The organism is Paraburkholderia sp. SIMBA_054, assembly GCF_046534875.1.
GTDB classification, from domain to species: domain Bacteria; phylum Pseudomonadota; class Gammaproteobacteria; order Burkholderiales; family Burkholderiaceae; genus Paraburkholderia; species Paraburkholderia hospita.
The window spans coordinates 167,072-188,730 of sequence record NZ_JAWRXV010000014.1 but is presented as its reverse complement, the minus strand read 5'-3'; the positions used below and the strand labels follow the sequence as shown (position 1 = coordinate 188,730).

Below are 21,659 nucleotides of genomic sequence, written 5' to 3'. Positions count from 1 at the left end.
TCAGCCTTCGTCCGAGCTGCGGGCGTAGCTTACGGTATGACCGTCAGTGGCCAGTTCGAACGCGACGTGCGCGATATTGATACCGGAGCGCATGTCTGCGCCGATGGTCAGAACGGCGTACGTCGAGTGATCGGATGGAAACACAAAGCCCACGGCAACGTTGGCAAGGCGCGGCTCGAACAGCGTGATCGCGCGCTTGACAACCGCGGCAATTGCGTCCCGATCCGGACCGGAATGCAACGACCTTTCGGAGAAGTCCGGAACACCATAGTCGAGCACGGTGCCTTCGCATGCTGCGAATTGCTCGAACGTCAAACGCGACCGCGTGTTGAGTAATCTGCCGAGCTCGCGCGCAACCGACTCCCGCAGCGCATCGGCGCCTGGAAGCTGAGCCTCGCCGCTTGCGGCGAGGCGGTCGAACAGTGGCATCGATGAACCGCTGACGATTGCCGGCATTGCGCGAGTACTCCAGGTAACACTGAGTGTGAAGCTTTGACGGCCGGTTGCAGCGTGAGGCCGACGATCAGGCCGACGGCGGTGCCGAGATGTTCTTCGACAGGTCCCAGCCGAACGAGGCCGTGCCCTTCTTGGTCGAGTCGACGTTCTGCTGCGTATAAACGGTCGTGATCTTCGAGAAGTTGATCGAAAAGCTATCCGCGGACTCGCCACCGCCGCTGGTCGCGATCGACGAGATCATCGCGTCGCTCAGCGTGTACGTCAGCAGCGACATGAACTTGCCGTTCTCGTTGCGGCCGATCGAAATCGTCGCATCGCCGAGCTTGGTGCCGGCAGCGCAAGCGGAATACAGAGCCGGCGTGGCCTGATCGGTCGCTTTGCTGAGGCTGAATTCCTGGAAGCTCGGGCGGCCCATCGTGCGTTCCGTATTACCGACGTCGCGGTTCATCGACATTTGCACGCCGATCGAATACGAGTACAGCACGATCTGGTCAGTCGCGCCGTCAAGCGTCGAATTGCCCTTGATGTCCTTGATCTTAAGAAGAACGGTATCCATGACTAGCTCTTATCAATAGGTGACGTATTCGGGTTTTCGCGCGGCACGAGGCCGCGCGAGACAGAACATCAGGCTGCCGCTGCTGGCAGTTCCGCGACGAGACGAATCGACGCGGTCAGTTCTTCCATCTGGAAATGCGGTTTCAGGAAGCAGGTTGCGCGATATGCGCCAGGCTTGCCCGGAACTTCCGTGACGTCCACGCGCCCTTCGCCGAGCGGGAATCGCGCTTTTTGCGCGTGCGAAGCCGACGGATTGATCAGCACGTAATCAGCGATCCAGTTGTTCAGATACGCTTCGATATCGCTGCGCGACTGAAAGCTGCCGACCTTGTCGCGCATGATCACCTTCATATAGTGAGCGAAGCGCGATGCGGCGAGCACGTACGGCAGACGCGCCGACAGCTGCGCGTTCGCGTTGGCGGTATCCTTGTTGTACACCTTCGGACGGTTGGCCGTCTGACCACCGAAGAAGGTCGCAAAGTTCGAGCCCTTTGAATTCACCAGCGCGATGAAGCCGAGGTCGTTCAGTTCCTTCTCGCGACGATCGGTGATCGTCACTTCCGTCGGGCACTTGAGGACGACGTCACCTTCGCCCGTCTTGTACGTATGCGCGACCATGTTTTCGACCTTGCCGCCGCCTTCCACACCGCGGATCGCCGTCGACCAGCTGTACTTGGCAAACGCGTCGGTGATACGCAGACCAAGCTGGTAGGCCGAGTTCGCCCACAGGTACTTGCTGTGATCGGTGCCGTCGACATCTTCTTCGAAGTTGAAGTTCTCGACGGGCTTCGTCTTCGCGCCATACGGCAGACGCGCAGCGTACGAAGGCAGCACGAGCGACACGTAACGCGAATCTTCCGAGTCGCGGAAGCTGCGCCATGCGGCGAGTTCGGCGCTCTCGAAGGTCTTCGACAGATCGCGCGTGACACCAAGGTCCGTAAACGATTTCAGATCGAACAGGCTGGGCGACGCGGACGCGATAAACGGCGCATGCGCGGCGGCTGCCACCTTCGAAATGCGCTCAAGCAGCGCGATGTCCTGCGGATGGCGGCCAAACGAGTAGTCGCCGATCAGCAGCGAGTACGGCGCACCGCCGAACGTGCCGTATTCCTCTTCATAAACCTTCTTGAAGAGCGTGCTCATGTCGTGGTCGACAGCCGTTTCCAGGTCTTTGAGCAGTTCCTTCTTCGTCACGTTCAGCAGGCGCAGCTTCAGCTGCGGTCCCGTTTCCGTGCCATAGACCATGTCATGCAGGCCTGTCCACGACGCTTCGAGCGTCTGGAACGCTTCTTCGTGCATGATCGCGTTGAGCTGGTCCGACAGCAACTTGTCGATCTCAGCTACGCGTTCGTTGATCATCGCGACGACGCTCTTGTCCGGGCTCGTGCGCATGCCTTCGTCGAGAATCTGCGAAGCGAGCTGGCCGATCAGCTTTTTGGCGTAGCTGCTTTGCGACGGCTCGACGGCCATGTTGCCTTCATGAACGATGCGCTCGAGCAGGCTCAGTTCCGCACCCGCGGAAGCTTCGAGCGTCTGTGTTTCGCGCGCGGCCGCGCCGGCCGCAGTGTTGCTTGCCATCTGAATCACCTTTGAAAGTTCGTTGCGCCCACAAGTAAGGGCAAATCAGGCTCTCGTCCGATACCTTTAGGCCGTAGGTGCGTCCTCGGCGGGAGCGGCCGGTTCGGCAGCTGCATCGCTCGCCGCGGGTGCTGCCGAAGCAGCTGCGGGGGTATCACTGGCATGTGCCTGACTTTGAACTTTCTTCAGTTCCTCACTGTTCTGCACAATGCGCTCAAGCATCGAATCAAGTTCGTCGTTGCCGTCGAGCTTGGCGAGCAGATCGCGCAGTTGTTGACGTGCTTCAAGCAGCTTCGCGAGGCGCGGCACCTGCTTGACGATGCTTTCCGGATGGAAATCCTCGAACTTCTCGAACTTCAACTCGACCTTGATGTTGCCTTCGCCCTTTAGCGTGTCGGCCACGGAGAGATCGAGGCGCGGAACGATCTTGCCCATGATCTCATCGAAGTTATCGCGATCGATATCGACCAGGCGGCGCTCTTTGAGCTTGGGAAGCGGCGTTGCAGGCTGCCCCGAGAGATCCGCGAGCAAACCGACCACGAGAGGAAGCTCGCGCTTCTCAACCGCGTCGCCGACTTCTACGTCGTAGGTGATCTGAACCCGCGGCGGACGATTGCGTCCCACCCACTTCTGCAAACTATTCGACATGAACCTCTCCGGAAAAGCACGAGTGTGTTTAGGAAAACAACTCGCCCGCATAGCCCGCGAGCGATGGGCACCTTGCAAATTTGGATTCGAAGAGCGCGGGATCGCAGTCGCGGCATACGTGCGCGCGGCCCCCGCTGACAGGATGTCGTCAACCTGGGCGCCCTTCTTTAATAATTCTTTGAATCAGGCTACCCACTACGACGGGCCAGGCGCGCCTTACTTGGATGGAAGGCTGCCGTATCGAGCGCCGGTAGCAGTATTAATGGCGCTCGCCCCCGCGATTTCTTACGGGCCAGAAGCACTACCTTGGTCAGGAGTAGTTGGCCATACTGAAAGAAACCGGAACTTCTTTTAAGGCCGTATTGAACTAAAGCACGATCGGTACTCGTTCACCGGTCTTTTTAATCAGGCAGGATTAAACCACAGCTTTTTTTCAGCTACAAGACAAGTTTTCGCGGGCATGAGAGAGATTTTTTGACGTTGTATTAATGGCGACTGCGTCACCGTCGTACCAGATTTCCTTGCCACTTCACCCACAGGAAAAAGGACGAACGTACGGTGAATGGTTGGTATTCGCTAACCAAGACAGAACCGCCTGCGCTTGAGACATTTGGTAAGACAAACTTTGCACCGTACTGGTTAGCACTTTGGAAACCGTCAACGGAAACAGGTAGACGTCATGCCGTTTTTCCGGTCAATTTACATCCAGATTGACCAGATAATGTACGCTTCCATATAAAGTTGTCGGTAGGTTTCTATTACTAAATACATTCGATTGCCCGACTTATTATTGACTATTTAGTGCGCTTTACAAGCACAAAAAGAAGACTGTTTTTTGAGATTCATATGTTCAGGCGCGCACGGCTCAGCCATGTCTGGCGAGGGAACGAGAGATGTGTGTGCGGCAGCGCCTGAGCCGTTTGACCAAATGACGCTAGCCGCCACAAGAACGTCTTTTCAGAAATAGAACTCTTGCGATCTCGTCATTCAACTGATCGGGCGGCTGCCGTCGCCATTGAGGCGACGGGAAAAGACAACAGGCCCGATATCAATAAATCGCGCGCTCTACATTAATAGTCGCGCATCAGACTTTACATGGATGGTTTCCCAACACGAGAGTCCCGCAAGTCGTGATGTCGATCGTTCGTCCAGGGAAAACGACAATGGGCAAGCGGTTGATGTTGCTTTGCGACCCATGTATTGTTCGCGGCGCCAACGCTTTACAACCGCAGGTGTCGCCGCGAGGACGGTCAAGAGGTGCAAGCGAACACGCTCGTTGAACAAGACATCGCGCATCTCAGTCGAGTGATGAGAGCGTTCGTTTTTCGCCGCGGCGGCGCCATAACGGGCTATTGGCAAAACAGGCTCGATGTCCTCTGCGAATCGCGACATCTCAACGACTATCAGCGTCACTGGGTGCAAGATCTCATGCATGAACTTCAGGAAATTGAGCAGCGGACTTCGCTCGACGGCTAGCATCGGGTGTTCGGCACTCGCTCTTATGCGGAGATCGTTGATCAGCAATGCAAAGAAAGCTCGTTGAAAAAATCCGCTCGAAGCGTCCGATGATTTTTTGGAGCGATGTAACGGCTATACTGCTGCCCACGAGCTGGATAGATCAATAGATCAACAATCGCGATACGGGGAGCTGGATATGGGCGCAAAAGGGCCGTTAATTGTCGTCAATGCGAGCGAGTGGATCCGTCGCACAGCGCTGACGTTCAGTTCACGTAGCGCGAGCACGAGCCGCGTCGATGCTGCGTACGCCGCCTGGTGCACAGCCCGCTTCGATCCGCTCAAGGCCGCTACCCTGCGCGATGCACTCGACGATTATCTGGCAGAGAAAGGCGGCGATTGGTCCAAGGTTTCGCGCAACACCGAAAGCGGTGGACTGATGCAATACATCTACGAAGAGGCAAAAGCCGTTTCCCCCGCCCGTGCATCAGCCGCTGCAGCACGCAACAGAATCCGGTCGTTCGATATCCCACACTCGCGCTACGGCGTGCTTTACCTGTTGGGCAATATCGACATCGACATGAACTGCTTCAACATCGCCATGGAAGGCGTGGCCGCCGTTGGCGGCGCAGTTGGATCCGGCTTCGCTGCGAACGTTGACCATCTGAACAGCGTCAGTCAGGCCAGCAAGCATGTGAATGCAGGAGGACACCAGGTCTCTGCACAGGCAATTGTCAGTGCCTCCTCGACGGTTGCAAAAACGGTACCGAAGATAAGCAAAAAAGTCGACGAGACGTTCGGCATCAGTCAGCCGCTCGGCAGAGAGCGGCGATGGTCGCCGACAGGCACTGTCAGACCGGTTATGGATGACGCAAGTAGCGGCCCGGTCAAGTCCAAGGTGACCTGGACCTATCCGGTGACCAAAGCCGGCTTCGAAATGGTCAAGGACGACCCAGCGCTGTTCCTCAACCCCTGGATGCTGCCCACCACCGTGGCGGGTGCGGCCATCGTCACGATTACTGAGACGCTCAACAACCTTCGCCGCGAGATTGAGAGCGCTGTCACCTGGGCGTTCGAGAAAATCAAGAACGCATTGCTTGGCGCGTCGGCTTCCACGTTCACGCTGTCCGGTGGCATCGTGCGTTCGCTGATCAAGATCGTCGTGACTCAATGCCTCGCTAGCGCAGCCCCGTTCGTGGGGGCTGCCATGGATCTCGGTGCGGGTATCGTCAAGACTTTGCGAGCGGCAGCGGAAAAAGTGGGCGCCTGGCTCGAGCGGCGACGCATCCAGCTGAACGCGGGGCACCCAGAGCTGATCGCGGCAGCGCTCGAAGGCGAGATGCAAAAAGGGATGTTCCAGGGCCTGTGGACTACGCTGAAAGGTGCGGTTTCGATGGCGCTCAGTTCCTTCCTGCCGGGCGCGGGCAGCCTCGTATCGGCCATCGTCACGGGCGTCGAGTGGCTGGTGAAGTTCGCCTTCCGGCTGTGGGAGCAAAGCAAAATTCACGCGTTTCTCGTCAAGGCTCGCGAGTTGTATCTGGAGGAACGGGAACTGGCCACACGTGACCCTGGCCCTCGCGGCCTGGAGTTTCAGCCGAACATGGATCCAGATAAAGGCGGCATCATTCATGACGTGGACAGATTCTCGGCCTTCTTCCAGGAAGGCTGCGACGCCAGCCCGCTCATTCCCATGCTCACCCTCAATACCGGCATTTGTGGCAGCCTGATGACGATGGTCAACCTGTTCAGAGACGAAAACGAAGACGGCAGAGAGGTCGTCGACCGGGCGACATATAACAGCGGGGTAGCCTATTTTTCCAGACTCAAGGCCTTTGGCGCGCAGTACTTGCAGAGTTCCGGCTTCAAATTTCGCGCGAGCCCAACGCAGACGCGCGGCGGTATACAAGGGTTGCTCGATCACGCCGTGCACCATCACGGGCAGGACACGATGACTGATAAAGCCGTCGCTTTTCTCGCCGCGAATTAAACCATCCGCTGTTCAAACAGCCGCTCGCGCGGCGCCGAAGGGTTAACTCGTCGCGCTGGAAGATGTGTGCTTTTCAACTATCGCGTGCCAAATGGTGCGCATTTGGGTTCTGATGTGATGAACGCTCCTTTGCCGTGGGCATCACGACCTGCCTACTTTGACATGAATCTCTCGCCGTTTAGCGAGAGTCGTCCATCACATCACAGCCCTGCAGACTGCTTTCAGCGCGATTTGCGTAACAACGCCGAAGCCACCAGGTAGCATTGTTCTTTTCGATGCGCCCCAATCGACGCGTGCGCACCCGATGCGGTCGAGGTCCGGCATACATCGCGCAACCGGCGGCGCGGCGGCAGCGCCTGTTCGAGTGCCTCGCGCACGAAGCGCCATGCGCCCTGATTTCTGTCCTCCTCCTGTGCCCGCACCACTTCCTCGAGCTTCTCGAACTCGGTCAACAGCGACGCCAACGCGTCATGCGGAAACGACCATCTATCATCTTGCCCGAAAACCAGGCGCGTGCATTCTCTTCACGCTCGTCAAAGACGATTACCGTACGTGTGCCGTAGCATGCCGTACTGTCCGCCACGACCTGTTCGAGCGGTTCGCTCTGCCGCGCAGCCATCACCAGAACGACGTCCTCTCCCGCAAATGCTTCGCGACCCCAGAGATAGCACAGCTGTGCCGTCGCCAGATCAGATTCCACATGTTACTAAGAACCTTTAACAAAATGATGCAGGGGCTGTTAACCCGCAGCGATTGATGTTAACTTCATCATTGTTTCGGTAACGGAAAGGACATGGCCAAGCCGATACTCGATGATGAGCTGTGGGCACTCATTGAACCCCTGCGCCCCCACCCAAACCACGCCGTTCACGCTACCCCGGACGCAAACCACTCGATGACCGGGCAGTGCTCACCGGCATCCTGTTCATCCTGCAGACTGGCCTGCGCTGGGACCTGCTGCCGCGCGAGATGGGTTGCGGCAGCGGCATGAGCTGCTGGCGCCGTCTGCGCGACTGGCAGGCCGCCGGCGTCTGGGACCGACTGCACGAACTGCTTCTTGCAAAGCTACGCGAAGCGGACCGCATAGACTGGTCGCGCGTGGTCGTCGACTCCTCATCGATCCGCGCGGTTGGTGCGGGTCAAAAACGGGACCCAATCCCACCGACCGTGCGCGACCAGGTTCAAAGCACCACCTCATCACAGAAGCGCAAGGCATCCCGCTCGCGGTAATCCTCACTGGCGCCAACCGCCACGATGTCACCCAGCTTCACGCGCTGGTTGACGCCATCCCGCGCATCGCCGGCAAACCTGGCCGCCCGCTTTCGAAACCCCGGATCGTTCAAGGCGACCGAGGTTACGATCACGACAAATACCGCCGTCCACTACACGCTGCCGGCATCGACACTGAAATCGCCCGACGAGGCGAACCTCACGGCAGCGGACTGGGCAAAACCCGCTGGGTCGTCGAGCGCACCATCTCCTGGCTTCACAACTTCCGACGGCTGCGCATCCGCTTCGAACGTCTTGCATTCATCCACGAAGCCTTAATGAAAATCGCATGCTGCATCATCTGCTGGAGACGACTGAAAACGTCATTTTGTTAAGGCCTGTAAGTCAATCTGAAGTGACACAAACATGAAACCCCAATACCCGTCGTTCCTTGACTGGTGGGGGGGGTCCGGGGCGTCAAGGGGTTCCATGTTTAGTTCGATTGACAACGGGCGCTGTCCAAAAACCGCGGAGACAGGGACGCTAAAACCCCGGCGCATCTCTCCAGCCAACGTAATCCGGATAGCTTTCGCCAATAAGGAAGGCACGGAAAACCTCCAAAACTTGTTTCGCCATAAACCATTCATCGGATCGCATTGCAATATCTCCCGCGCGAAAGGAAAGTATGGTGCCGTCAGGACGAACAGGACTTGGCTTATCGTGAAAAGCACGATACCGCCGCTGAGTCGATGCATCGTATCGCTCGATCATGCAAGAAACACCGCCTCCGGCAATCTGCACATAATTCCCGTCGTCGTCGGTCAACGATGCGTACGATGACGGACCATAGCTTCTGAGTGCATTGATCGCCTTTGCCAGTTGTGATTCACGCGGGTTGTCGACCGCAGCCTTACCTTCAATCTCCAACCTCATAACGTCCTCTAATACGGAAGATATACCGTGGTTGCGCTGCTAATGGTTTTCCCAGCAAAGCGCCCAGTAGCTTGCGCGCCAAACCGGTTAACAAACATGTCTGTAAATTGTTGATACGAATCAGGTGTGGCGCTTCCGCTCTTTACTTCAATTCCATGAAGAACTCCGTTTGCGTCCTGCGTAACAATATCGTAACGCCGGGTCCCGAGTGGCCCATTTACAACAACTTCTTGACCGACGACATTGATCCCGTTGTTGGATAAATAACTTGCAAACTGAGAGGCACTTGCCGTCCCAGGGGGCGGACTTCCGGCTGCACTCGCGAACTTACCGTCTGGTGTTCTGAGACTACCATCCGGATATAGTTTAACGTTACTTCCGAGGTTAGAAGCACTGGTTGACCCGCCGTCGTTCGAACTAGTCTGATTCGTGCTTTGACCAGTCGATCCACCGTCTCCACCTCCGGAAGACAATATCGCGGTCGGATTCGGCAACGTGAAAGCAGTCGGCACCGGTATGGCGATAGGTACGCAACCGGCTGGTACAACGGGTATGCACGTTGATACGGGTGTGGCGCCCGTCAACACAAAGCCGCCAGACTTTTGTCCTTGTGAGCCGCCCGTCAAATCGTCGTCATCTTTATTTGGCGCGTCCGGCAACTGAGGCGAGTTGTCTCTGGATCCGTCCGAGCTCGAGCTCGTGCTCGCTGAGGCGACGTATCCAATCGCCGCGGCTTTAATCGGCAACGGCAGCATTGCGCTACAGAAGGAGTTCTGCAAGCACGACGCGACAATCTCTGCGGTATGGAGCTCAGAGTTATTAGTTGCTTCGTTTTGAGCCCATGTAGCACCTGCCTGAGCGTCTGCGCCCGCCAGTCCCGCTGCGATTCCTCCCGTCATTACAGCCAGAGCGGTGACCGCCGCCTGCTGTGCAGTATCTAAAGATGACCCAGTTGGATCCAGCGCAAGAATAGCAAGGGGTGAGATGGCTGCGCTGGTTGCGGCGCCGATAGCACCGCTGGCACATCCGGTTCCGTCGGCCGCCGACGCGGCGCAACCCAGTGCAGCGTGTGCAAAGATGTTCTGGAGAGATAGCGGATCTGTCTCATCGCCAATGGTGAAAGCACCCGATGCGGCCAGTTCTCCCGTCAACGCATGTTCAAAGGCGGTTGCAAAGCTCCCTCCTTCGACAGCAGTGCCAACGCCAGCACTGATGCCCGCCTCAGCAAGCATCGCTAGACCTCTCTCTGCCAGCGAAGCAGTGGTCGTCGTTGCCTGGCTTACATTGGTCCCGGCGACGGGACTAACGCCCGCCAGACCCGCGATAGAGTTGGTAGCGCCGCCGACGGCCAAAGGCTGGGTCGTAAAATCAAGGCCCGAGTTACTGTTGTACGTGATGCCATTCGTCAGCCCCGCCGTAATCCCCGCGATACCTGCTGCCTCGAACGCGTTCGCCCAACTCAACTGCCCCGTCATGGTCAGTTGTGAGGCGATGCTCGATGTAAATCCTGCTGCCGCAGCCGATAGCGCAATATTGCCCAACCCAGCAGTCATCGCCGGCATTGCGACACCCTCGGCCGTGGTCGTCGCAGCAGTTGCCGCAGCAAAAGTGCTCCCTTCCGCAGCCACCGCACCGATCGCGGCGCTCGCCGCTCCAGCCGTCATAATGGCCACGACCACCGCAAAGGCGAGCCCGACAATCTGAGACGCACCAAACCCGCCTTGCGCCACAAAATCGGTGTGCAGGTTGTCGCTTACAGTAGTCTGCGTAAAGCTGGTCCCTAGCTGCTGCTGCAACTGCGCGAGCATTTGCTGGGTGCCAGACTGATCAATCGTGCCGTCGGCATTGAGCTGCTGCAGCGCGCCGCCAATCTGGTTGAGCGTCTGAACGTTCAAATTCATGTTCGCCGCGCTCATGAAGCCGCCCGGCTGGACTGCTGTACCCGTCGTCTTGGAGTACCCGACCTCGTTGATGTAACTCCAGATCTGGCCTACGTTGACCTGATTCGCCTGGTTGGTCAGCGTCCCGGTATTGACCGTGAGCGTATTTGACGCCGTGATGTCGCCCGTATTGAGGATGCTGCCGTTGCCATCCTGATTGAAATTGAGCGTGACATCCTTGCCGGTGATCGTCCCGTCCGCTGACATCGCGCTCCAGTTCTGCGGCAGATAAACCTGCGGCATCAGCGCCGTTACGGTCGGGCACGTCACCGGACCTGTCGACACACAACCTGGGTCGGGCACCGACTGCTCCACATACCAGAGCATCGGCGCGCTCAATGTGCTCAACTGTGCCTGCGTCAACGCATCTCCAAGCTGCAGATTGTTGGCCTTCGCATAGTCGATTGCGTTCTGGTACAGGATCTCCTTTTCCTGCGCAGTGACCGAGAGATTGTGCTCGCTGTCGTAGGTCAGTCCATCGATGAAGCTCGCTTTACCCGTCTGCTGCAATGCCGCCTGCTGAAGCATCAGATCTTCAGCCTGCGGGTTGAGAACAGCGTCGAACCCGGCTGAAGGTTCGCCGGCAGGTTATCGAGCAATGCCTGTGGACCAAGCGGGTCGAGCGCCGACCCACCCAGCGAACCCGACACATACGAAGCCTGGCCCGCTACCGGCGTAGGCAACGGTGCGCCGACCGAACGCGGCGTCGTGAGATTCAGACCAGGCAGATTCACGCCGCTCAGCGAAATCACCTGCGACGGTCCATTCACGCGAGGCGTGTACGTGTTCGCCGTTGTAATACCGTTGATGAGCTTTTGCCCCGTCAGCGTCACCGACGTGCCGATCACATTACCGACGTTCTGAATCTCGCCACCCGACGTGATGGACAGATTCGGTGCCTGGATCGTCGCGGCGATATTGCCGACCGGCGTCGGCGGATCGATCGCGCCGCCCGCTTTCGTGTAGGCATCGCCGTAAAGCGCCGTACATTGTTCAGGCGAACCACATGCCCAGATGTCGTGCCGCTTGTCGGGACTGAAGTCCCCTGTCTCCTGCACCCAATGCGAGTGCCAGTACGCGTTCAGCGTTTGCGCTTCGTTGACGACCGGGCCCGCGACAGAAATCGTCGCGCTGTTGCCAGCCGCGATCAGGCTCCCGATGTTCGTTAGACTGCCTGCGTTGAGTTGCAGGTTATTGCCGGCGCTGATAACCGATGAGTTGCCGGTCTGCTGGTCGACATAACCTTCGCAATAGCTCTCCTTGTAACCACCTACTGTCATACAGCCCGAGTACTGCTCCTTCGAACCATAGTCCTCGTGAACGGGGACAGGCGGAGGCAGGCTGTTGGTGATCGCACCCGATACATTGAGCGTGATGTTATTGCCCGCGACGATATTGCCCGACGTGTTATTCAGGCTCTGAGCCGGCGTTGTCGATGTCGCCGTCGTCCCGACGCCGCCAATGACGATATCGTGACCGGCAAGCAGATTGCCATACGTATTGTTGACCTGCCCTGCGGCAATGACGAGATCGTTGCCTGCGAATACCGTGGCGTTCTGCTGGGCGTAGGAGAACGTGGTCGAATTGGGATTACCGCCACGCATACCGCCCGCGCCACCGCACTCCGCGCCGCTTACGCCCGAAGCGCAACCTGGTTGAGTCGAAGTGGCCGAGTTGTATTGCCCCTGGTTGGAGAACGACTGCGCAGCGCTGGCGTTGAAATTGTTGCCGGCATAGAGCAATCCGCCGTTCACCAGATTGCCGCCGGACAGATTCATGTTACGTCCGGCGATGATCTGCCCTTGTGCCCCGAACGTCGTAGTCGTACTGGTGGAGCTGGGCGGTACGTTGGCGCTCGGATTGAACGAAACAGTCGACTGCGGCACGACTGTTCCTGAGATGCCCAGACCGCCGCTTCCGTAAATTCCGACGGAGCCCAGCGCATTCATCTGCGCCATGAATGCATCAAGTTGCGCCTTGTCTACGGTGTCGACGATCGTCGCAACGGCATTGCCCACCGGCGCGTTGTTGAGTGACTGCAGGTTCAGGTTGACATCTAGTCCCGCTGAAATCGTGCTGCCCGCGTTGGACAACGTCCCTGCCGTAATATTGACGCTGCCTCCCGCAGCGATCACACCAGGTGAGACCGAACCGGGCGCAGTGATCGCGCGATCGATTCCAGGCAACGCGATGTACTGATGGTCTCCCGCTTGCGAGTTACCGACCTGCAGATACGCACACGCGCTGGAATCGCCGTAGCAAGTGCTGCCGCCGCTTCGGACATCGATATACCCGCCGCCCATGTTCGGTAACAGGGTCGCGATCGTAGCCGTCTGCGAAAACTGATAAAGGTAACAGTCGCCCTGGCTGTTCTGGCAATACCAGCCGGACAACATCCCGATCACGATCTGACTCAACAGATCTGGGTTCGCTGAAGCACCGACGAGCTGTGTGGACGTTTGCGTTGCGCCCTGCAACGCATCATTGACCACCGCGCCGGCATTGATATTGATGTTGCCGCCGGCAAGAATCGTCCCGACCGTGTTGTACACGGTCGCGCCGGTGTTGATGCTGATACTGCCATTCGCCTGTGTCGTACCGTACTGGTTATCGTAGTTGCCACCGCCGTTGAACGTCAGATTGTTCGCGCTTTCGATCGTGCCGCGATTCGTCACGCTACCGTTCAGCGTGATTGAACTGCCGCTGTGCACGACGGCATTCGCGGCATTGCTCAACGCGCCGTTGAAGGTGATGTCATTTCCCGACAGCTGGCCGAAGTTGTTGAAGGTGCCATAGGTCGTAAGCGTCAGGGGAGCGGCTCCCGTGACCGTCCCATAGTTGTTGATACCGCTCAGCGCAACGACCGTCGCGCCCTGCCCGCCAAAATTCCACGTTCCGCCAACGTTGATGAAGCCGGCCGTCAGCGAAAGCTGTCCGCCATAGCTGATGGCCCCCTGCGACGGATCGATGGTCGCATTGACCGCACTGACGCCCATGTTCCGCTGCGCGAGCAACTGTCCGCCGACGTTATAGAACGCGCCGCCACCGCCATTGACTGTGAGCGACACGTCGCCCGTCACCGGCCCGCCTGGCGTGTTCGGATTGCCGGCAAAGATAACGCCGTTCTGGTTGTTCAGCGTCCCCGTGTTGATATTCAGGCTGTTGACGGCCATCAGGGAGCCACCCACGTTGCTCAGTGCGCCTGCGATGTTGATATTCGTCGTCGCGCCGTTCACCAGCCCTGCATTCGTGAAGTTCGTAGCGGTGATGTTCGTCGTGCCCGTCGATGCGAGCGAACCCGTCGCAGCATTCGTCAGATTGGGCGCGCTGACGGTCAACGTGCCGCCCGAAAGTACATTGCTCGCGTTGTAGAAGGCGTTTTGCGACACCAGCGTCGTCGCGCCGACCACATCGACATTGCTGCCTGCCAGCGACAACTGGTTCGACGCGCGTGCATCGAGCGTGCCGCCGACGATCGCATTGCCGAGCGTCACATTCGTACCTGCAACCTGCAGGTTCTTCGACGAAACGATCGACGACTGCCCTGCGTCCACGATGCCCGTCGCGTTGATCGAGATATCCTTCGATCCACTCGCCGTGCCGCTCATCGTCACATTGCCGCCGGAAAGCGCGAGTTCGCCCGCGACAACGCTATTGCCCGATAGCGTCAACGTCTGTCCCGCATGCAGATTCGTATCGCCATTCGACGACACGCCGCCCACCGTCACGTTGCCGTTCGTGCCCGTCACGTTGACGGTGCCCATCGAAGAAATGCCGCCCGTTGCCGATGCGTTATTGGCGGCGCTGATCGTCGCGTTGCCGCCCGTTTGCACCTGTCCGTTGAACGCAACGCTGCCGGCATGCGACGTCGCCACGACATCGCCCACCACCGTTGCCGCGCCGAACGACATGTCACCGTTCGACGTCGCCGTGAACTTGCCCGCGCTCTGGACTTCGCCGAGCGCAACGCCGCCGCCCGCATTGACGGTAATGTCCTTGCCGAAGCTCAGCGAACCGCCGCCGTTGATCGAGCCAGCGGCGTTGATGTTCGCCAGACCCAGCCCGAACAACCCTCCGCCGAGCGTCATCGTGCCGCCCGACGTCACGTTCGTGTCGCCGTTGATCAGGCCGCCGGACAGCAGCGCGAGATTGCCACCCGCGCTGGCGGAAAGATTGCCCTGAGTCGTGATCGCACCGCCGACACCGAGCGCTCCCGTCGTCGCGGTCAACGTCACGTTGCCGTTCGAACCCGCCGCGCCGCCGACCAGCAGATTGCGGTTGGCCGAGACGGTCAGCGCGCCCGCCGACGAAACCGATCCGCCGATCACTGCATCGCGTGCAGCTGAAATGGATGTTGTCGAACCCGAGGCGACGTCACCCGTCACCGATACATCGCCTGCGCCGTTATGGCCCTGCGCCAGCAATTGAAGTGTGCCGCCAGCCTGCGCCGAGCCGAGCGACATGTCGTTACCCGCCGTCACGGCTAGGTTGCCGTTCGTACCGACTACCCCTGTCACATTGACGCTGCCGCCCGCGCTCACCGTCGCCTGCTGGCCGAACGCGACCGACCCTGCCTTGATGTTTCCACCTGCCGTCAGCGTGCCCGTGTTCTGCGCGCCGATGCCGCCCGTCAGCGTCATGTCGCCGCCGGACGTTAGATGCGCATCGCCGCCAACCGTTGTCATGCCAGAGAAGCTCAGCGCCTGTGCGGTGTTCGCGTTGAGTTGCCCTTGCGTCGTGACGTTGCCAGCCGAGCCATTGCCACTCGTTGCCGTGAGCGCCAGGTCCCCCGCCGAGTTGATATCGCCCAGCGAGAAGTTGCGCGTCGCATTCACGCTTGTCGTGCCGCCCGTATTGATCGCGCCAACGGCCGTCACATCGCGAGCGCCCGTCAGCAGCATCGTGCCGAGCGCCGTCGCGCTTCCGGCGAACGTCACGTCGCCACCGCCCGCATTGCCGTTGGCCGTCACGGTCAGATCACCTGTTACCGTCTGGACACTGCCAAGGCCTGCGTTGTTGGCGGCTGTGACAGTTACGGTCGAACCCTGCAACGCACCCGTCAGCGCAAGATCGTGCGACGCCGTCAGCGTTGCAGCCTGCGCGAATGCTGCCGAACCGGCACCGTTGATGTCCCGGCCAGCATTGAGCACGCCATCCATCTGCCCCGCGACAACGCCCGTCAATGCAATATCGCGCCCCGCCTGAACGTTGACCTGTTTCGCGGCTGCGATCTGCCCGCCGAGCTGCGTATCGAACGCCGACACGACGTTGAACGCACCCGCCGTCGCCGCCGTACCTGTGAACGATGCACTGCCTGTCACGGCCGTCGCATTCAGGTCATTGGTCGACTCGACGCTGCCCGTCACCGTCACATTGCGTCGGCCCGTCAGCGTCAACGCGTCGCCGCTTGCGAGCACACCGCTCACCAGCGCATCGCGTGCACCCGTCAGATGGATCACGCCCGGCGCCGTCGCCGTGCCCGTGATCGCCGCGTCGCCTTCACCTGCGTTGCCATTGGCCGTGACATCGAGCGTCGTCGCGGAGGTCACGTCATGCAGCGCGGCGTTGTTGCCGCCCGTTGCCGTGACGACATTCGCCTGCACGCCACCCGTCAACGCGATGTCGTGCTGCGCGGCGTAGCTCGCCGTCTCCGTGATCTTCTGCGTGCCGCCGCCCGTGATATCGTGCGCCGCCGTGACAGTCGCATTCGAGCCGCCGACCATCGTGCCGTTCAGCACGGCCTCGCGCCCTGCCGTCAGCGTGATGTCGTTGACGGCACTCGTGCTGGTGCCGAGCGACAGGTCGAGACCCGTGTTGATATCGAGCTTACCGCCGCTGTTGATGCCGCCCGTCGCGAGCAGGCTGCCCGTCTGCGCATTGAGCGTCGCGTCACCGACCGATTCGATCGCCCCATCGACATTGATATTGCGTTGCGCCGTAACAGACGCCGTCGTGCCGCTCGCGATCTTTGCGCTCGACGTGACCGAGACGTCGTTGTTCGCATCGACCGTGATGGCGCCTGCCGCCGCAGCAGCGCCCGTCACCGTGAGGTTGCCCGCGCCGTTGACGTTGTTCGTGCCGTTTGCGCGCACTGCGATCGTGCCGGCGGATTCGATGTTGTTGACGGTCGCATTGCCTGCCGCCGTGATATCGACCGACTGCCCCTGCACGAGCCCGCCCTGCACGATGTCGCGGCTCGCCGCGAGCGTTGCGGCCTGCGCGAAGGTCAGCGTGCCTGCACCCGCGATATCGCGGCCCGCAGTGACCGTCCCCTGCCCCAGGCCGGCGAGCATGCCGGAAACATTGACGTCGCGCGCGGCGTTGAGCATCGCATCCGACGCAGCTGTCGTGGTGCCACCCAGATTGATGTCGGTGCCTGCGAGCGCGGTGAACACACCGTTGCCGTTGATAACACCCGTCGAGCCGATGCTGCCCGCCGTCGCGTTCAGCAACATGTCGCTGGACGACTGAATCGAGCCGCTGACGCCGATATTCTGGCCAGCATTGAGCACGACGGTCGAGCCACCGACCACCGCCCCCGTGATGTTGAGGTCGTTCGTTGCGTTGAGCGACAGCGTCGATGCTGCCTGAACGTCGTGCAGCGACGCCGAGCCACCGGCGCTCGTCTGTACCGTGCCTGCACGCAGTGAACCCGTGAGGTTCGTATCGCCACCGGATGTCACGTTCGCGTTCAGGCCTAGCGCGATGGCTGCACTGCCGTTAATCGCATTGCCCGCGTTGAACGTCCCGTTGCCTTGCGCGACGACGGAGCCGTTCATCGTCAGGTTCTGGCCGGCCGTCACGTTGATGTCGCCGAGCGACGACGTGCCCTGCGCGCCGAGATCGACCGATTGCGCAGCATTGACGTTGAGATTGCCGCCCGACTGAATGTTGCCCGTACTCGTCAGGTTGCCCGACGCGTTCGTGAGCGTCACGTCTGCGTTGGACTGCACCGTGCCCGCGTTGGTCGTGTCGCGGCCGCCGGTCACAGTCAACGCGTTCGCGCTTTGCAGCGTCCCGCTCGAACTCACACTGATGTCGCGCGCCGCGTTGAGCGCGGCCGTCGAGAGCGACGTGACTGTCCCGCCAATCGCGATATCGCCTGCGTGGGTCGTGACCTGCAATGCTGCGTTGGAAACGACGTTGTTCAGCAAGACGGAGTTCGCCGCCGTGAAGTTGACCGCGTTGCCCTGAAGCGCATCCGTCACCGACAGGTTGTTGCCCGCCGTGGCTGCCACATCGCCCGCAAAGCCGCTGTTGCCGCCCGCGACAATGTCATGCCCCGCCGTCAGCGCCCCTTTCGCCTGTCCGGCCAGCGAGCCACCAATCGTCAGATCGTGACCGGCGCTGAGCGTAACGTCGTTGACCGCGCTCGTAGCGCCCGTCAACGATATGTCCTGCGCCGCGTTCACCGCGAGCGCGGCCGCGCCGTTGACCGTCCCCGTCGACGTCACGCTTCCCGTCGTCGCCGTGACCGACAGGTCGCCAACGGACTGCACCGTGGCCGCGCTCGCGATATTCACATCGCGCTGCGCAGTCAGCGCCGTTTGCGCGCCACCTGCTAACGTTCCGTTCACTGCGATATCGCGGGCAGCCTGCACGCTCGTCGTGCCGACGCTCGCTGCATTGCCATTGAACGTAACGTCGCCGCCGCCCGCCTTGCCGTTCGCTGTCACGGCAAACGCGCCGCCCGCCTGCACGGCTGCAATACTGACGTTGTTTGCGCCCGTAATGGTCAGATCGTTGGCGAGCAGTTTGCCCGTCAGCGCGACATCGTGCCCAGCGTTCAGCGTTCCGCCTTGGCCGAATGCGACTGATCCGCTGCCCGTAACATCGTTCTGTGCATCGAACGCGCCGTTGTGCTGGACGATCGACACGCCCGACACATCGAGATTCTGTCCTGCCGAAACCTGTGCCTCAGTGCCGACGAGCAGTGAACCTGAAACCGACGTATCGCGGCCCGACGTCGAATTGAACGTCGTGCCGCTCGCGAGCGAACCGCTCACTGAAAGATCGCGGCCGGCGGCTGCCGTCACCGCGTTTTGCGCCGTCGCCTGAGCAGCGATCAGCGTGTCCTGGCCCGATGAAAGCGTCAGGTTCGCGCCGCTGTTGATGTTCGCATTCGCGTTGATATTGCCTTGCGTGGCCGTCACTGTTGCGTCGCTAGCCGTCTGTACCGCTGCCGCCACATTGACATTGTGCTGTGCCGTTACCTGCAAGGTGCCGCTGTTCGTTTGACCTGCAATGTTCACATCGCGCGCGGCCTGCAGAGTCGTTGCCCCGCTGACGACAGAGGTGCCGTTCAGATTGACGTCGCCCGCGCCATCGCCGCCTGCAGCCGATACGCTCAACGCACCGCCGCCCTGCACATCGCCCAGCGTCGCATTCGAACCCGCCGACATGGCGATATCGCCATTCGCCTGCGTGTTCGCAAGATTGAGGTTGCCGCCCGCCGTCACATCGAGTTTTGCGCCGGACTGCAACGTGCCCGTCGACGTGACGTCGCCATTCGCGCTGATCGTGTAACCGCCGACGCCGACGTGTGCGCCCGTCATCGATACGTTGCCAGCTGACTGGACCGTCGCCTGCTTCTGCGCTGCCGTACCGGCAACCGACACGTCGCCGTTCGCGGACAGCAGCAGATCGCCTGCATTGGCGGCCAGCTCTGCGTCGCTGCGCACGCCCATGCCCGCTGCCGTGCTGATCACCTGAATCTGGCCGGCCGTCATCGCACCGAACGCGGTCGCGTCGATAGCCAGGCCGTTGTTCGCGTTGCCGTTCGCGCCGTTGATCGCAGCCGCCGCGTTCACGCTGCCATTCGACGATGTGCCATACGTCGTGCCCGCATCGGACACGGCATTCGGCGCAACGAACTGACGGCCCGCAATTGCGTTGATACGGTTGCCCGCATACAGCGGCGCATTGACGCCGATGGTCTCGGCAATCAGATCGATGGTGCCGACGGTGCCTTCGATGCCCGCACCGGGCCCGTTCGCACCCGCATTGCCTTCGATCTGGATGTGGCCGCCCATGACGTTGTAGCCGACGGCTGTCGCGTGACTGAAGTCGGTGGGCGTGCCGTTCAGATCGCTGAGGAACTGCGGCGTGCCCGTCGAAAGCGTGACGCCGATCGTGTTCGTAAAGCCCGTGCCGCGCGTCGTAATGCCGTTCGGGTTGGCAATGACGACGGTGGCAGGTGCGCCGAACACTTCCAGCGGACCGTTGAGCAAGCTCGCATACGCCGCACCCGTCGACGTCACCTGATTGACGATGACGCTCGCCGTGCGCTCCGAAAGATTCGGATTCGCGCTGACGTTGCCGCCCGTGAGCGACGTGCCCGACATCAGGCTGTTGTTCAGAATCAACCCGACAGGATCGATGTTGAAGGTCTGATACTGGTTGAGCGAGATTCCGGCCGCGTTCGGCGCGGTGATGTTGACGACGGGCACGCCGCCGTTCGCGCCCGTGCTCTGCGTGATCTTCGGCTGGAAGCTGATGGGCGCATTCGGATCGACGATAGGCGTCGCCATTGCCTGCTGCATCATGAAACGCACGCGCAACCCGGCCAGGTCGCGTATCTGTCGCCACGCATCGTCGTCGAGACGCTTGCTGCCCGCTGCGAGCATGCCTGCCGCCGACTGGCTCTGCTCGAACGTGACACTCAACGGCCCGACGAACAGCGTCGCGGCCACCACGGCGGATACGCCGCGCTGCCACCAGCTGTACGTTTTCGCGTTCGAGGCAACCGTCCAGATATAGCCGGACGTGTCGCGCAGGCGCGCACGCAGTTCATCCCGAATGGTCCGGACGTGGTCGAGTTGCCGCAAGGCATTGCGCGTCGAAACTCTCATGATGTTCTCGTTCTTCGTCGTTTCTTGTTGGTCGCAAGGCGGGCTGGCCGGCCCGCCTTACGTTTGCAGCAGCGTTTTCCCCGTCTGCTGCGGCCTCGTATGTTCGAGGCCTTTGATGTTTTCGCTCTACTACTGCTGAATCGACGCGTTCTTCATCAGATCGACCACCACCTGCGCCGTCGCCTTCTGCAGCGCGACCTGTTCGAGCTGCTGGCGCAGCGCTGCCTTGGTGGTGTCGAAGTCAGGAATCTGCGTCGCGCGCGACTGGTCCATCTTGACGATCCAGAAGGCGTCGCCCACCTGAACCGGCGTCGTGGTCACGCCACCTTGCGGCAGCTTCACCATCGCTTCGGCGACAGGCTGCGGCCAGCCTTGCGTCGCGCCCGGCTGGATCGGCGTCTTGAACGACACCCAGTTCATCGCGCCGCCTTGCGCAGCGGCCGGGCCCTGGCTGACCTGCTTCGCCAGTTGCGCGAAATCGGTGCCCTTCTTCAGTTGCGCGAGCACGTTCTTCGCCGTCTCTTCGTCCTTCACGGCGATCACGCTCGGCTTGTATTCCTTGTCGCCGAGCGTTGCGACGATCGCGTCATAGCGGGCCTTTACATCCGCGTCGGCGACAGGCGAAGGTTTCACCTGGTCGCGCAGATACGCCTGCGTCATCGCCAGCGATTTCGCCTGTTCTACGGCTTCAACCACCTGAGGACGCGTGTCATAGTGCTGCTTCTCGGCGGCCTGGCGGAACAGTTCGCGCGCGATCAGCTGGTTCTTGATGGCCGTGCGCGTTTGCGGCGTGTCCGGTGCGTTGGCCGCCTTCAACATCGCATCGACCTGATCCTGCGTGATCAGCACATTGTTCACGCGGGCGATCGCGTTGGCGGGCAGTGGACCCGAAGCCGGCACGGGTGCGGCCGCCTTCACATGCGACGACGACGGCTTGTTTGCCGCAATGGACGGTGTAGTGATGACGGACAGCCCGACCGTCAGCGCGAGTGCAGCGGCGCAGCGGGTGAACGGGGTGTGGTTGAGATTGCGCTTCATGTTGATCTC

At 60.5% G+C, this 21,659-nt stretch carries 11 protein-coding genes and 2 pseudogenes; 2 read left to right on the top strand and 11 right to left on the bottom strand.

The window, feature by feature from the left end:
• The 5 genes from tssE to SB822_RS19195 form a co-directional block, all read right to left on the bottom strand.
• The gene (gene tssE / locus SB822_RS19215) at positions 1-456 is read right to left on the bottom strand and encodes a type VI secretion system baseplate subunit TssE (protein WP_007584396.1); all 456 of its coding nucleotides are present in this window, start codon (positions 454-456) and stop codon (positions 1-3) included.
• A 67-nt stretch (positions 457-523) separates the two neighbouring features.
• On the bottom strand, positions 524-1,012 hold the full coding sequence (locus tag SB822_RS19210) for an Hcp family type VI secretion system effector (protein WP_007584394.1): 489 nt from the start codon (positions 1,010-1,012) through the stop codon (positions 524-526).
• A gap of 68 nt (positions 1,013-1,080) precedes the next feature.
• A complete protein-coding gene (gene tssC, locus SB822_RS19205) occupies positions 1,081-2,589 on the bottom strand; it encodes a type VI secretion system contractile sheath large subunit (RefSeq protein ID WP_007738566.1) in 1,509 nt (502 codons plus the stop codon).
• 66 nt (positions 2,590-2,655) lie between these two features.
• Entirely contained in the window at positions 2,656-3,237 is a 582-nt protein-coding gene (gene tssB / locus SB822_RS19200; protein WP_410855443.1) for a type VI secretion system contractile sheath small subunit, read from the bottom strand.
• A gap of 1,065 nt (positions 3,238-4,302) precedes the next feature.
• Positions 4,303-4,761, bottom strand: a complete 459-nt coding sequence (locus SB822_RS19195) for a hypothetical protein (protein WP_410855425.1) — start codon at positions 4,759-4,761, stop codon at positions 4,303-4,305.
• 130 nt (positions 4,762-4,891) lie between these two features.
• Here SB822_RS19195 and SB822_RS19190 point away from each other — a divergent pair, with 130 nt between their 5' ends.
• Complete coding sequence (locus SB822_RS19190; protein WP_410855424.1) at positions 4,892-6,679, top strand: hypothetical protein; 1,788 nt, start codon at positions 4,892-4,894, stop codon at positions 6,677-6,679.
• 221 nt (positions 6,680-6,900) lie between these two features.
• Here SB822_RS19190 and SB822_RS19185 read toward each other — a convergent pair whose 3' ends face one another.
• Positions 6,901-7,131 (bottom strand): hypothetical protein, encoded by a 231-nt coding sequence (locus SB822_RS19185; protein WP_410855423.1) that lies wholly within the window; start codon positions 7,129-7,131, stop codon positions 6,901-6,903.
• On the bottom strand, positions 7,128-7,379 hold the full coding sequence (locus SB822_RS19180) for a hypothetical protein (protein WP_410855422.1): 252 nt from the start codon (positions 7,377-7,379) through the stop codon (positions 7,128-7,130). The genes SB822_RS19185 and SB822_RS19180 overlap by 4 nt, the downstream gene beginning before the upstream one ends.
• Positions 7,380-7,472: 93 nt before the next feature.
• Between SB822_RS19180 and SB822_RS19175 the strand changes: the two are divergent.
• Positions 7,473-8,283 (top strand): annotated as a pseudogene (locus SB822_RS19175) (IS5 family transposase).
• Between the two features lie 148 nt (positions 8,284-8,431).
• On the opposite strand, the gene SB822_RS19170 reads toward SB822_RS19175, so the two are convergent.
• From SB822_RS19170 to SB822_RS19155, 4 genes and pseudogenes are all read right to left on the bottom strand, one after another.
• Complete coding sequence (locus tag SB822_RS19170; protein ID WP_410855421.1) at positions 8,432-8,821, bottom strand: hypothetical protein; 390 nt, start codon at positions 8,819-8,821, stop codon at positions 8,432-8,434.
• Positions 8,822-8,829: 8 nt separating this feature from the next.
• A complete protein-coding gene (locus SB822_RS19165; protein WP_410855442.1) occupies positions 8,830-9,720 on the bottom strand; it encodes a hypothetical protein in 891 nt (296 codons plus the stop codon).
• Positions 9,721-9,882: 162 nt separating this feature from the next.
• Positions 9,883-20,612 (bottom strand): annotated as a pseudogene (locus tag SB822_RS19160) (filamentous hemagglutinin N-terminal domain-containing protein); the annotation flags it as partial.
• A gap of 129 nt (positions 20,613-20,741) precedes the next feature.
• Positions 20,742-21,650, bottom strand: coding sequence for a peptidyl-prolyl cis-trans isomerase (locus SB822_RS19155; protein ID WP_410855420.1), 909 nt, complete (start codon positions 21,648-21,650; stop codon positions 20,742-20,744).
• Positions 21,651-21,659 lie beyond the last annotated feature (9 nt).